This window comes from Serratia sp. CY47444 (assembly GCF_052168635.1).
Lineage (GTDB): Bacteria > Pseudomonadota > Gammaproteobacteria > Enterobacterales > Enterobacteriaceae > Serratia > Serratia bockelmannii.
On record NZ_JBJNMH010000009.1, the window covers coordinates 101,422 to 113,432 of the forward strand.

12 protein-coding genes and 1 CRISPR repeat array are annotated in these 12,011 nt (G+C 57.8%); of the genes, 6 read left to right on the forward strand and 6 right to left on the reverse strand.

Features of this window, described 5'->3' with window-relative positions; genetic code table 11:
- Window positions 1-202: 202 nt before the first annotated feature.
- From csy1 to cas6f, 4 genes are read left to right on the forward strand one after another with little or no spacing between them, the layout of a single operon-like run.
- Complete coding sequence (csy1, locus tag ACJ8IL_RS13840) at window positions 203-1,540, forward strand: type I-F CRISPR-associated protein Csy1 (RefSeq protein WP_442516597.1); 1,338 nt, start codon at window positions 203-205, stop codon at window positions 1,538-1,540.
- Window positions 1,537-2,502, forward strand: a complete 966-nt coding sequence (gene csy2, locus ACJ8IL_RS13845; RefSeq protein WP_442516598.1) for a type I-F CRISPR-associated protein Csy2 — start codon at window positions 1,537-1,539, stop codon at window positions 2,500-2,502. Before csy1 ends, csy2 begins: the two co-directional genes overlap by 4 nt.
- Window positions 2,503-2,514: 12 nt before the next feature.
- Window positions 2,515-3,507: a type I-F CRISPR-associated protein Csy3 gene (gene csy3 / locus ACJ8IL_RS13850; RefSeq protein WP_169540562.1), complete on the forward strand. Its 993-nt coding sequence runs from the start codon at window positions 2,515-2,517 to the stop codon at window positions 3,505-3,507.
- Between the two features lie 9 nt (window positions 3,508-3,516).
- Entirely contained in the window at window positions 3,517-4,071 is a 555-nt protein-coding gene (gene cas6f, locus ACJ8IL_RS13855; RefSeq protein WP_442516599.1) for a type I-F CRISPR-associated endoribonuclease Cas6/Csy4, read from the forward strand.
- Between the two features lie 130 nt (window positions 4,072-4,201).
- Window positions 4,202-6,511: a CRISPR direct-repeat array (repeat unit 28 nt; unit sequence GTTCACTGCCGTATAGGCAGCTTAGAAA).
- Window positions 6,512-6,599: 88 nt separating this feature from the next.
- Here cas6f and ACJ8IL_RS13860 read toward each other — a convergent pair.
- Complete coding sequence (locus ACJ8IL_RS13860; RefSeq protein ID WP_173888106.1) at window positions 6,600-6,884, reverse strand: GIY-YIG nuclease family protein; 285 nt, start codon at window positions 6,882-6,884, stop codon at window positions 6,600-6,602.
- A gap of 261 nt (window positions 6,885-7,145) precedes the next feature.
- Between ACJ8IL_RS13860 and ACJ8IL_RS13865 the strand changes: the two genes are divergently transcribed.
- A complete protein-coding gene (locus ACJ8IL_RS13865; RefSeq protein WP_171402857.1) occupies window positions 7,146-7,580 on the forward strand; it encodes a YhbP family protein in 435 nt (144 codons plus the stop codon).
- A gap of 30 nt (window positions 7,581-7,610) precedes the next feature.
- On the forward strand, window positions 7,611-8,243 hold the full coding sequence (locus ACJ8IL_RS13870) for an NAD(P)H-binding protein (protein ID WP_442516600.1): 633 nt from the start codon (window positions 7,611-7,613) through the stop codon (window positions 8,241-8,243).
- Here ACJ8IL_RS13870 and phnP read toward each other — a convergent pair.
- The 5 genes from phnP to phnL are packed head-to-tail and all read right to left on the reverse strand — an operon-like array spanning window position 8,200 to window position 12,004.
- Window positions 8,200-8,982 carry a phosphonate metabolism protein PhnP gene (gene phnP, locus ACJ8IL_RS13875; protein WP_107226645.1) on the reverse strand — a complete coding sequence of 261 codons (783 nt, stop codon included), beginning with the start codon at window positions 8,980-8,982 and terminating at the stop codon, window positions 8,200-8,202. The two genes, ACJ8IL_RS13870 and phnP, sit on opposite strands and share 44 nt — an antisense overlap.
- Before the next feature lie 13 nt (window positions 8,983-8,995).
- On the reverse strand, window positions 8,996-9,598 hold the full coding sequence (locus tag ACJ8IL_RS13880; protein ID WP_049198721.1) for a DapH/DapD/GlmU-related protein: 603 nt from the start codon (window positions 9,596-9,598) through the stop codon (window positions 8,996-8,998).
- Complete coding sequence (phnN, locus tag ACJ8IL_RS13885) at window positions 9,595-10,164, reverse strand: ribose 1,5-bisphosphokinase (RefSeq protein WP_308369870.1); 570 nt, start codon at window positions 10,162-10,164, stop codon at window positions 9,595-9,597. The genes ACJ8IL_RS13880 and phnN overlap by 4 nt, the downstream gene beginning before the upstream one ends.
- Window positions 10,164-11,300, reverse strand: coding sequence for an alpha-D-ribose 1-methylphosphonate 5-triphosphate diphosphatase (gene phnM, locus ACJ8IL_RS13890; RefSeq protein ID WP_015376433.1), 1,137 nt, complete (start codon window positions 11,298-11,300; stop codon window positions 10,164-10,166). The genes phnN and phnM overlap by 1 nt, the downstream gene beginning before the upstream one ends.
- The gene (gene phnL / locus ACJ8IL_RS13895; protein WP_442516601.1) at window positions 11,300-12,004 is read right to left on the reverse strand and encodes a phosphonate C-P lyase system protein PhnL; all 705 of its coding nucleotides are present in this window, start codon (window positions 12,002-12,004) and stop codon (window positions 11,300-11,302) included. The genes phnM and phnL overlap by 1 nt, the downstream gene beginning before the upstream one ends.
- Window positions 12,005-12,011: the final 7 nt, after the last annotated feature.

The following is a 12,011-nucleotide window of genomic DNA, read 5'->3' on the forward strand; positions in this document are numbered from 1 at the left end:
TTGCTCATGGTGAAATGAGGGTGAGTAAAAATGAAGCAACCTACTGGTCACAATTTTTATCTGGCATGCAGTTTGGTAATTGTGTGCATGGTTTTATTAAAACCCGTTTATATTCAACATAATAATGTTGATTTCACTCAGGGGAACAATAACTTCTTTTCTGTGATAACCCTGAACCGTTAAACAGCACAAGGAGCTTAATATGCCACAACAAGGACTGGCTTCTTTTATCGTGACCTACATAGAAGGGAGGCGAGAGCCCAAGCTGGAAGCCTTCGACAAGGACGCGCAAAAGAAGCTGGCGGCAGCAACGGAGGCCGAACAGGGTGTGTTGCAACAGCAGTTGGCGCAGGAACGGCGCGATCTGGAGCAGCGTTATGAGGTGCGGGCCTGGTTAACGGACGCCGCCGCGCGTGCCGGGCAAATTAGCCTGGTCACCCATGCCGCCAAATACACCCACAGCGATGCCAAAGGCAGCAGCGTGTATGGGGAGGTGGAAGGTGATGAACGTTACCTGTCGACGGCTACATTGCCAAAGCCAGCGGTGGATGCCGTCGGCAATGCCGCCGCGCTGGATGTTGCCAAACTGCTGCAAACTGAGCATCAAGGCGATTCTCTGCTGGCCTGCTTACAGCGGCAGGATTGTTCGGCGTTAGCTGAGCTGGCTGAAAATGCTGAGCAGCTTGAACAGTGGGTTCTCGGTTTTAGCCAGGCGCTGATGAACAAACAACCCAGTTCGCATAAGTTGGCCAAGCAGATCTATTTCCCGGTGGGGGACGATTATCATTTGCTGAGCCCACTGTTTTCTTCCTCCCTTGCCCAGGCATTGCACGATCGTTTGCTGCACGTACGTTTCAGCGACGAAACCAAAGAGGTCAATCAGGCGCGCAGAGCGGGGCAGTGGCACCCGCAGCAGCTGACCTATTTCCCGCAGACGGCGGTGATGAATATGGGCGGCACCAAACCGCAGAATATTTCCTACCTTAACAGCGCACGTGGCGGCCGAGTGTGGCTGCTGCCATGTACGCCGCCGGACTGGAAAAGCCTGGATAAGCCGCCTTATGGCTGTAAATCCATATTTGATCGGCGCGGGCCGTTCAGCTATCTGGTACGTGGCATCGTGGCGCAGCTGAGGCATTTCTTGCTTGGGGTACAGGAGCGGGAAAGCACCAAAGAGATCCGTCGACGTCGCCAAGATTATATCGATCAGATCATCGACATGCTGTTTAACGTTGTAGCAGATATTCAACGTGAGGAATGGTGCGGCTGGAGCCGTAACGATAATTGCGAGCTGAAACCGGCGCAGCAATTATGGCTCGATCCCTTCCGGAGTATGGACGACGAGCTGTTCCGAGCCGAACGGGAAAAGGATGCGTGGCAGGTTGATATTGCCGATGACTTCGCCGTTTGGCTGAATCGTCAGTTGAGTATTGAACCGATGAATATGGGAATGGTGGAGCGCCGAGACTGGCGCGCTGCGCCGCTGTTCCGTCAACGCTTAAGGACGTTGGAAGACGCGCTGGCGGAGGATCTTAAATGAGCCATGTGATCGTATTGCGTCATCTTCAGGTTGAGAATGCCAACGCGGTGGCGGGGCTGACCTACGGTTTTCCTGCCATCAGCCACTTCCTCGGCTATGTGCACGCGCTGTCGCGCAAGTTACAAGCCAGCCACGGTTTAACGTTGGGCGGTTGCGGTGTGATATGCCACCGGCGCCAAATTCATGCCCATTCATCGGGGCGTGACTACCAGTTCGCGTTGACGCGCAATCCATTGACTAAAGAGGCTAAAACCGCCGCCTTCAATGAAGAAGGGCGTATGCACATGACGGTTTCTCTGGTGATTGAATGCACCGGTGAGATTGCCAACGGCGATATTGGCTTGGATCAGCTGCAAGAACACCTTTACCGCTTATGCCAAACGCAAAAACTGGCCGGCGGCAGTATTACGCGGCTGCGTGGCGTGAGCGTGCGCGACTATCCGCAGCAGCCTGATGACGTGCGGCGTTTAGTGTGCAGGCTGTTACCTGGCTTTGCTTTGTTGGACCGTTCAGAGCTGTTGCAACAACATTTTATGGCGCTAAAACAGCATCGGCCGCAAGCGGAAATGCTGGATGCCTGGCTCGACTTCGCCGCATTGAAAATGCAGGCGGTGTCCACTTATCAGGAGAAACCGCCTGAAGTGGGAGACAAGGCTGATTGGGAATACGTAGGTAAACCTCACCCCGGCTATTTAGTGCCACTGATGACGGGATATCAGCGTATTTCTCCTCTCTACCCGGCGGGTGAAGTGCTGAATGCGCGCGATGCGTCAACGCCGTTTTGCTTCGCTGAAGCGGTTTACGGCGTGGGTGAATGGTGCGGCCTGCACCGTATTCACGATTTATCCGCGCTGTTCTGGCGCTATCAAACGACCGACAACGGCTATTACTGCCGTACCCCGTCTGCAGTGATTCCGCAGGATGACGAATCCGCTGACTCAATTCATCTCGACGACTTTTAAAGGATTATGGCAATGGCTAAATCAACGATTAAAACCGCTTCGGTGTTGGCATTTGAACGCAAATTGGCAAACTCGGACGCCATCATGTTGGCGGGTGAGTGGGGCTCCGATAGCTGGCAGTCTATCGTCATTAAAGAAAAGGCGGTGCGTGGGACTATCTCTAACCGCCTGAAAAACGCGATTACCAGCGATCCCGCCAAGCTTGATGCGGAAATTCAGAAACCAAACCTGCAAACGGTCGATGTTGCGGCGCTGCCGCAAAATGCCGATACCCTAAAAGTGGCGTTCACGCTGCGTGTGTTGGGCAATCTGGTGGTGCCGTCGGTCTGTAACGATCAGGACTACCAAAATGCGCTGCAGGCGGTGATCGAAGGCTATATCGCCGAGCATGGTTTTGGTGCTTTAGCCGCGCGCTACGCCGAGAACCTGGCGAATGGGCGCTTCTTGTGGCGTAACCGCGTGGGGGCTGAAAAGATCGCCGTGCGAGTGACCGGCAGTAAAACCTGGGAATTCAACGCGCATGAGTACAGCCTGCGCGAATTTAGCCAACCGAAGGGGGCGCTAGGCGAGCTGGCGGCGGAAATTGAACGTGGCCTGGCGGGCGAAAGTTTTGCCTTGTTCAATGTCGAGGCGTTTGTACGCCTGGGGAATGGGCAGGAAATTTTCCCTTCTCAGGAGCTGGTATTAGACAGCAACAGTAAGAAAAGTAAGCTGCTGTACCAGGTGGATGGCGTTGCCGCGATGCACTCGCAGAAAGTCGGTAACGCTTTGCGCACTATCGATACCTGGCATTCTCAGGCCGATTCTCTTGGCGCGATCGCCGTAGAACCTTATGGGTCGGTGACCAGTCGTGGCATCGCCTGCCGTCAGCCAAAGGAAAAGATGGATTTTTATACGCTACTCGATCGCTGGGTGATTAAAGAAGAGAAACCGTCGGTTGAACAGCAGCACTACGTGATGGCGGTGCTGATCCGCGGCGGCGTATTTGGCGAAAAAGGCGAATAAGGGGATACCATGGATCATTATCAGGACGTCCGCGTATTGCCCGATCCTGAGTTCAGCGAACCCATTTTGCTGTCGGCATTGTTCGCGAAGTTGCATCGGGCGCTGGCTGCCTATGGCAAAGGCGATATCGGTATCAGCTTTCCGCAGATGCAACGTACACCAGGTGCCATTTTGCGGTTGCATGGCAGCCACGATGCGCTGACGGCGCTGGGGGAATTCGACTGGCTTAAAGGGCTGCGAGACTATACCGACCTATCGCTCATCCAGGCCGTGCCTGCTGAGGCGGTATTTCGTACGGTCAGCAGAGTTCAGGTAAAGAGCAGCGTAGAGCGTATACGCCGCCGGGCCGTCAGTAAAGGTTGGCTGACTGAAGAACAGGCACGGGAAAGAATACCGATGGCGAACGAGCAGCGAACCTCATTGCCCTTTATTGCCTTGAAAAGTCTCTCCACCGGACAACATTTTCGCTTGTTCGTGAAACAGGGCCAATTACAGGAAAAACCAACGTCGGGCGTTTTTAGTTTTTATGGGCTGAGTGCGTCCGCTACGGTACCTTGGTTTTAACCCTTTTTTTTTCGTTCAGAGGTAACACATTGATTTTGTTGTCTCTGAACGGTATCTGAAAAATTAGGGTTAAACCGAGGTATTTGCCTGTTGTTCTTTAATAATCAGATCGTTAGTGATTTTTTGTTCTGTTCACTGCCGTATAGGCAGCTTAGAAATCGATCGGCGCCAACGCCACCGCCGCCGGGATGTTCACTGCCGTATAGGCAGCTTAGAAAAAAGGCGTTATTCAAGATTCCAAAGCGTGAGCGTTCACTGCCGTATAGGCAGCTTAGAAAAGTCAGAGGTCAAGCGAGTCATTGCAGCAGAGGTTCACTGCCGTATAGGCAGCTTAGAAACCAAAACGGCCTGGACGGTCGATTTACCGTCCCGTTCACTGCCGTATAGGCAGCTTAGAAATGAGCCTGGCGGCGGCGGGGGCGATAGCCAACGTTCACTGCCGTATAGGCAGCTTAGAAATTACGGATATATTTGTCTTCTGGCTCAAACGTGTTCACTGCCGTATAGGCAGCTTAGAAAGGGCTTTATCAGCAGCCGCTCCACATCAAAGTGTTCACTGCCGTATAGGCAGCTTAGAAATACTGGGAGTACGTCCATAGCGACGTCGTCGAGTTCACTGCCGTATAGGCAGCTTAGAAATCCCACGGGTCATTGCCGTACACCAACACCACGTTCACTGCCGTATAGGCAGCTTAGAAATCGTACTCCATCACCGCCATTTGGTATTGGTTGTTCACTGCCGTATAGGCAGCTTAGAAATATTCTGCACCTTTCTCTATCGGTTCGTTGTATGTTCACTGCCGTATAGGCAGCTTAGAAAGCGATCGCCTCTGCGGCCGGAATAACGACGCAGTTCACTGCCGTATAGGCAGCTTAGAAATCGATGATCAGGAGCTGGTGAGATTGGTCAATGTTCACTGCCGTATAGGCAGCTTAGAAACGTGTACGGCTGTTCGCCTGTTTCTCGATACGGTTCACTGCCGTATAGGCAGCTTAGAAAACTCGTATGCAGCAGGCCGCTTCATCCCAAATGTTCACTGCCGTATAGGCAGCTTAGAAATGGCTGGATGAGGAGTTGACTACGGCCGAAACGTTCACTGCCGTATAGGCAGCTTAGAAAATGAAATCGTTAGAAGATATGCAACGCCATGTGTTCACTGCCGTATAGGCAGCTTAGAAATAGCAGCGTCGGGTTATTCGGATTAAATGCCGGTTCACTGCCGTATAGGCAGCTTAGAAAAAGCACCAAACGCCTGTTGGTTGAATCGAAGTGTTCACTGCCGTATAGGCAGCTTAGAAAATCGAACGAGCTATTGTTTGCCGATGATTTATGTTCACTGCCGTATAGGCAGCTTAGAAATTGGCGAGGCATTCGTTTTAAACCAGGTTGGAGTTCACTGCCGTATAGGCAGCTTAGAAATGTCTGATTGCGGTGATTCAGGGTCTGATTATGTTCACTGCCGTATAGGCAGCTTAGAAACTTCGCTGTCATTGCCGTCCACATAGCGATAGGTTCACTGCCGTATAGGCAGCTTAGAAAAGACGGCGTTACTAAATCTGTGCGAATTGGCAGTTCACTGCCGTATAGGCAGCTTAGAAAAATACCATTACCAGTAATGACGACGTTTGAAAGTTCACTGCCGTATAGGCAGCTTAGAAAAGGCATTGCCCCATGACTCGCGCTCAACCTCAGTTCACTGCCGTATAGGCAGCTTAGAAAAGCAGCGCTTCCGCGCGCAGGAGTCACCCGACGTTCACTGCCGTATAGGCAGCTTAGAAATAAAAGGTGATTTAAGGAGTGAGCAGTGAGCAGTTCACTGCCGTATAGGCAGCTTAGAAAGTTCACCTTGATAGAGCGCAGCGCGTATTTCTGTTCACTGCCGTATAGGCAGCTTAGAAATCTGCCGCCAGCGTTTTAAAGTCCTTGCCGGTGTTCACTGCCGTATAGGCAGCTTAGAAATCATCCACCAACTGCGCCAGGCGCGCCCAGGCGTTCACTGCCGTATAGGCAGCTTAGAAATCTAGCGGCTCGCATGAGCCGTTTATGGCGTTGTTCACTGCCGTATAGGCAGCTTAGAAATTGCGCCGGATGTCTTGCGTGATCAGCAGTTCGTTCACTGCCGTACAGGCAGCTTAGAAATTCGCATGTGCCGTGCCAAGCATGGCGATGAGGTGCGCTGCCGTACAGGCAGCTTAGAAAGGCGGCTATTGGCTGTTCCTGGAACAAGGGGAGTTCACTGCCGTATAGGCAGCTTAGAAAAGTCAGATGCCAGCGTGTTGATGCGGGTTATCGTTCACTGCCGTATAGGCAGCTTAGAAAAACGTGCGAAATGCCGCTGATCTCAAAATCCAGTTCACTGCCGTATAGGCAGCTTAGAAATTCGCCAAATGTGGCATGTTCAGCCGTAAATCGTTCACTGCCGTACAGGCAGCTTAGAAGTTCTCGCAAGAATACGTCTTCGCCTTACTAGTGTGTACTGCCGTACAGGCAGTTTGAAATAGAAGGGATAAAACTTTACCGACACCTGTTAACTGGGAAGCAAATACCCCAACGACAGCGGCGGGTGATTCACCAGCCGCTCTTTTTGTATTTTGCTCAGCTGTTTGACGCGGTATTCCAGCCTCAGCGCCGTTGAGCGATCTCCTACCTGGCAGTGAAACGCCAGCGTCAGTTCCCCTTTGCCGCGTAGCGCCTTGGCGCCTTTGCCGGCCTGGTGTTCTGCCATGCGGCGCGCCACGTCAGTGGTGATGCCGGTGTACAGCATGCCGCTCGGCAAACGCAGCATATAGAGGTGCCAAACTGGAGTTGTCATCGTTCTTCCGAATTAGATAAGGCCACAGTCTGTCGCTAGAGTGCGGCATCTTGCTTTTAATTAATTGACTTTAAAATATAAATTCATAGAAAGTAAACGTCTTGAGTCGGAAAGGTACTGGCTTTCTTATCATCAACTTGCCCACGTTATTCGTTCAAACATCTACTGCCGTACAGGCAGCTTAGAAACTGTCACGGATCAGGTCCCGGGTTCGAATATCGTATACTGCCGCACAGGCAGCTTTCAAAATTAAGGTTCTTCATGGGGACAGATCTGGAACACATCCGCCTTTTCATCGGCAAGCAACATGTCTTAACGCTGTGCGCCGGCGACGGCCTCGACATGTGGTGCGCCAACTGTTTTTACGTGTTCGACGCCGCGACGATGGCGCTGTGGCTGATGACCGAACCGCACACCCGCCACGGCGGGCTGATGCTGAACAACGGCCGGGTGGTCGGCACCATCGCGCCGAAACCGAAAAGCATCGCGCTGATCCGCGGCGTGCAATACCGCGCCGAGGCGGTGCTGCTGAGCGGTGAAGAAGCCGAGGCGGCGCGCGCGCGTTACTGCAAGCGCTTCCCGATCGCCAGGGCGATGAAGGCCTCGGTATGGCGGCTGGATCTGCACGAGGTGAAGATGACCGACAACACCCTCGGCTTCGGCAAGAAGCTGCATTGGGCGCGGTCTATACTTTAAGTCGACGTATTGATTACAACGGGAGATTGCATGGCGCGAGCACTGTTAGTCGGCGCAACCGGGCTGGTGGGGCGCGAGTTGCTGCAGCGGTTGCAAAGCGATCCGCAGATAACGGCCATCGTGGCGCCGACGCGCACGCCGCTGCCGCCGCACGGCAAGCTGACCAACCCGGTCGGCGATGCGCTGTTCGAGCTGCTGAGTAGCCTGCAGCAGCCGGTCGATCTGGTGTTCTGCTGCCTGGGCACCACCCGCCAGGCGGCGGGCAGCGCCGATGCCTTCCGCTACGTCGATTACCAACTGGTGGTGGAGAGCGCGCTGACCGGCCGCCGCTTGGGGGCGCAGCACTGCCTGGTGGTAAGCGCGTTGGGCGCCAACGCGGATTCCACCTTCCTGTATAACCGCACCAAAGGCGAGATGGAGCAGGCGCTGCGCGAACAGCGCTGGCCGCGCCTGACGCTGGTGCGGCCTTCCATGCTGGTAGGGGAGCGCCCTGCGCCGCGCCTGATGGAGCGCCTCACGCTGCCGCTGTTCAGGCTGTTGCCCGGCAAATGGCGCGCCGTCTCCGCCAAAGACGTGGCGCAGACGCTGCTGCAGCAGGCGTTCACGCCGGGCGAAGGGGTCAGGGTGCTGGAGTCGGATCGGCTGCACTGCTACCGAGACTGACGCTGAGGTGGTCGAACGCCAGCTCCAGCCCGGCGGGCAGCTCGTTGTCCAGCAGCCACAGATCGAGATGATGGCTGATGTGCGTCAGCAGCGTGCGCTTGGGCTGCAGCAACTGCTGCGTCTCCTGCGCGCGGGTCAGGTCGTTGTGGTTGCGCGGCGCCTGCGGCTGAGGCGGCAGGCTGCAATCGAGCACCAGCAGATCCAGCGCCACGTTCTGCAGATAGTCGGCGGTGGCCGGCGGCAGGCCGACGGTGTCGGTCAGGTAGGCCAGCGCAGCGCCCGCCGCCTGGATCAGGTAGCCGTGGGTCAGTTTGGAGTGTTGCAGCGGCAGCGGGGTGATGCGCATGCCGCCCAGTTCGACGGTGGCAAAGGGCGCCAGCGGCGGCTGAAACGCCAGAATGCCGGGGTGTTTGAACAGATCGTCGCAGCCCTGTTCATCCGGCGGGCCATACACCGGAATAGAATTTCCGCACCCCCAACGCAAAGGAAATAACCCCTGAACGTGATCCATGTGGTAATGTGTCAGTAAAAAACGTTGAATTTGCCCCGCCGAAAATCGCCGCTCCAAAGCCGGTAATCCCGCATCCAATAAGGTCGTTTCCCCCTGATAGTTAAGCATGGCGCTGCACGCTCGCCGTCGAAATGCCGGCTCGCGCCGCGCCCGTTGGCAGATCAGGCAGTCGCAGCCGAACACCGGCACCTGCTGCGCGCCGCCGGTGCCGAGAAAGGTCAGTTGCATCGCTCCCCCTCCGTTAAAGGTATTTCTCCGCGAAGCGGTTGATGTCGCGAAAATCCGCCAGCCGCGCCTGCAGCGTGGCGTGATCCCAGTGCCACCACTGGCTGCGTTCGATGCGTTCTATCAGCGCGTCGTCAAAGCGCATGCCGATCTTTTTGGCCGCCACGCCGGCGACGATGCTGTAGGGCTCCACGTCCTTGGTGACCACCGCCGCGCTGCCGATCACCGCGCCGTTGCCGACGCTGACGCCCGGCATCAGAATGGCGTTATGGCCGATCCACACATCGTGGCCGACGGTAACGTGGTGCTCGCGCCGCCAGTCGAAGAACGCCGCGTCGTCTTCCCCCAGCCCGTATTCGGAAGCGCGGTAGGTGAAGTGATGCTGCGCGATGCGTTGGTAGGTCGGGTGGTTGCCGGGATTGATGCGCGCATAGGAGGCGATGGAGACGAACTTGCCGATGGTGGCGTAAAAAATCTGGTTGTGCCCGGCGGTGTAGGAGTAGTCCCCCATCTCCACCTCTTCCAGGATCGCATCGTCGGCCAGGTGCACATACTGGCCGAGCCGGGTGCGGTTAAGGGTCACGTTGTCGCCGATTTTCGGCTGGGCAAAGTCGTTCATGGCGTCGCATCCTGAGCTTGTCGGGTAGGGGTGGGCAGCAGCGCCAGCAGCGCCGCCAGGGTGTCGTCGAGTGGGCCGTCGTTGTGCAGCACCCGGCAGCCGGCGGGCAGATTCTGCTGATATTCCGCCGCCCGCGCCAGCCGCTGCTCGATCTGTTCGGCGCTTTCTCGCCCCCGATCCTGCAGGCGCCGGCGCAGGATCGCGGCGTTGACCTGCAGGCATACCGGCAGCAGCTGCGTACCATAGCGCTGCTGCGCCTGCGGCAGGTGGGCGCGCGAACCGTTGACCGCCACGTCGATCCCCTGCAGCAACCAAAGATCCACTTCGATCCCGAACGCGTAGTGCTGCTGGTGGGCCTGCCAGTCGAGCGCGAACAGCCCTTTGGCGCGGCGGCGCAGAAATTCCGGTTCGCTCAGCGCGATGTGATTCTCGCAGCCGGCGTCCGCCGGCCGGGTGATGTAACGGTGCGCCACCAGCGGCGCGTGGTCGGCGTCGGCCCGCAGCGCGGCCAGCAGGCTGTCCTTGCCTGCGCCGGAAGGCCCCATCAGGTAGATGAGCCGCGCCATCAGAACACCTGCCTGCCCTGGCGCCACACGTTCTGCACGTAAACGTGCTCGCCGTGCGGCCGCGCCAGCACCAGATCCGCCCGCAATCCTTCGGCGAGGGTGCCGCGATCCTGCAGATCCAGCGCCCGCGCCGGGTTGCGGGTGATCATGCGCACCGCCTGGGGCAGATCGTAGGCGTTGCGTTCGTCCGCCGCGAGGCGAAACGCCGCATCCAGCAGGCTGGCCGGGTAATAATCGGAAGAGAGGATATCCAGCACGCCCAGCGCCGCCAGGTGGTGCGCCGCCACGTTGCCGGAGTGGGAACCGCCGCGCACGATGTTCGGCGCGCCCATCAGCACCTGCAGGCCCTGCTGGTGCGAGGCGCGGGCGGCCGCCTCGGTGGTGGGGAACTCGGCGATCGCGCTGCCCAGCGCGCAGGATTCGGCCACGTGCGCGGCGGTGGCGTCGTCATGGCTGGCCAGCGAGATGCGGCGCGCGCGACAGTGGGCGGCGATCGCCTCGCGGTTCGGCGCGGCCCAGCGGGCGGACAGGGCGACCTGCTGCTCCTCGTACTCGCTCATCTGCTGGTCGTTGAGGTGATATTTGCCCTGATAATATTCGCGGTACTTTTCGCGCGAGGCGAACTGGCGCTGGCCCGGCGAATGGTCCATCAGCGACACCAGCGACACGCCCGGCTTGTCCATCAGCTGTTCGAACAGCGGCAGCGTGCTCTCGTGCGGCAGCTCGCAGCGCAGGTGCAGCCGGTGCTCGGCGCGGTTCACCCCGGCGCGCTGGCTGTGGATCACCGCGTCGATCATCTTCTGCAGGTTTTCCAGCCGGTGGCCGCCGTCGCGCACGTCGCCGATCGCCACCGCGTCCAGCACCGTGGTGATGCCGTTGGCCACCATCAGCGCATCGTGGCTGCTCATCGCCGAATGGGCTGGCCAGTCGACGTTCGGGCGTGGGGTGAAGAACTTGTCCAGGTTGTCGGTATGCAGCTCGATCAGCCCCGGCAGCAGCCAGCCGCCGTCGCCGTCCAGCGCCTGCGGCAGCCGGCTCGGGCCGTCGGCGAAGCTGCGGATCACGCCGTCCTGCATCTCCAGCGAGCCTTGCACCACCTGGTCATCCAGCACCAGCTTAACGTTATTGACGATCATCAGAGGGCCTCCAGCGCCTGTGGCGCCTGCATATCATAAAGCCGGTCGGCGACCTGTTGGCGGACGCCTTCATCATGAAAAATGCCGACGATCGCCGCGCCGCGCGCCTTGGCGCGTTCGATAAGCTGCACCACCGCCGCGCTGTTGCGGCTGTCGAGCGAGGCGGTCGGTTCATCCAGCAACAGGATCGGGTAGTCGACGATAAAGCCGCGCGCGATGTTTACCCGCTGCTGCTCGCCGCCGGAGAAGGTGGACGGCGCCAGCGGCCACAGGCGCGGCGGCACGTTGAGCGCGGCGAGCAGCGCTTCGGCGCGGTCGCGGCATTCGGCGCGCTCGACGCCCTGTTCCAGCAGCGGCTGCATCACCACCTCCAGCGCGCTGATGCGTGGGATCACCCGCAGGAACTGGCTGACCCAGCCCAGCGTATGGCGACGCACCGCCAGAATTTGGCGCGCATCGGCGCTGACCATGTCCAGCCAGTCGCCCTGGTGGTGGATCCAGATATGGCCGCTGTCCGGCAGGTAGTTGGCGTACAGCGAACGCAGCAGGGTGGATTTGCCGCTGCCGGAGTGGCCGTGCAGCACCACGCATTCGCCGCGGTGGACCGTCAGGTTGGCGTCGTGCAGCACCGGCAGGCGGGTGCCGTACTGCTGATGCAGCACAAAGGTTTTACTGAGATGTTCAACTCGGATTTGCATAGTCATCTGTTAT

What these genes read in the sequence shown, in the direction of transcription:
- ACJ8IL_RS13860 (WP_173888106.1), bottom strand. Translation starts at nt 6,884, where the DNA reads ATGACAACTCCAGTTTGGCACCTCTATATGCTGCGTTTGCCGAGCGGC.
- ACJ8IL_RS13865 (WP_171402857.1), top strand. Translation starts at nt 7,146, where the DNA reads ATGGGGACAGATCTGGAACACATCCGCCTTTTCATCGGCAAGCAACAT.
- csy3 (WP_169540562.1), top strand. Translation starts at nt 2,515, where the DNA reads ATGGCTAAATCAACGATTAAAACCGCTTCGGTGTTGGCATTTGAACGC.
- phnP (WP_107226645.1), bottom strand. Translation starts at nt 8,982, where the DNA reads ATGCAACTGACCTTTCTCGGCACCGGCGGCGCGCAGCAGGTGCCGGTG.
- phnM (WP_015376433.1), bottom strand. Translation starts at nt 11,300, where the DNA reads ATGATCGTCAATAACGTTAAGCTGGTGCTGGATGACCAGGTGGTGCAA.
- cas6f (WP_442516599.1), top strand. Translation starts at nt 3,517, where the DNA reads ATGGATCATTATCAGGACGTCCGCGTATTGCCCGATCCTGAGTTCAGC.
- phnL (WP_442516601.1), bottom strand. Translation starts at nt 12,004, where the DNA reads ATGACTATGCAAATCCGAGTTGAACATCTCAGTAAAACCTTTGTGCTG.
- csy1 (WP_442516597.1), top strand. Translation starts at nt 203, where the DNA reads ATGCCACAACAAGGACTGGCTTCTTTTATCGTGACCTACATAGAAGGG.
- ACJ8IL_RS13870 (WP_442516600.1), top strand. Translation starts at nt 7,611, where the DNA reads ATGGCGCGAGCACTGTTAGTCGGCGCAACCGGGCTGGTGGGGCGCGAG.
- ACJ8IL_RS13880 (WP_049198721.1), bottom strand. Translation starts at nt 9,598, where the DNA reads ATGAACGACTTTGCCCAGCCGAAAATCGGCGACAACGTGACCCTTAAC.
- csy2 (WP_442516598.1), top strand. Translation starts at nt 1,537, where the DNA reads ATGAGCCATGTGATCGTATTGCGTCATCTTCAGGTTGAGAATGCCAAC.
- phnN (WP_308369870.1), bottom strand. Translation starts at nt 10,164, where the DNA reads ATGGCGCGGCTCATCTACCTGATGGGGCCTTCCGGCGCAGGCAAGGAC.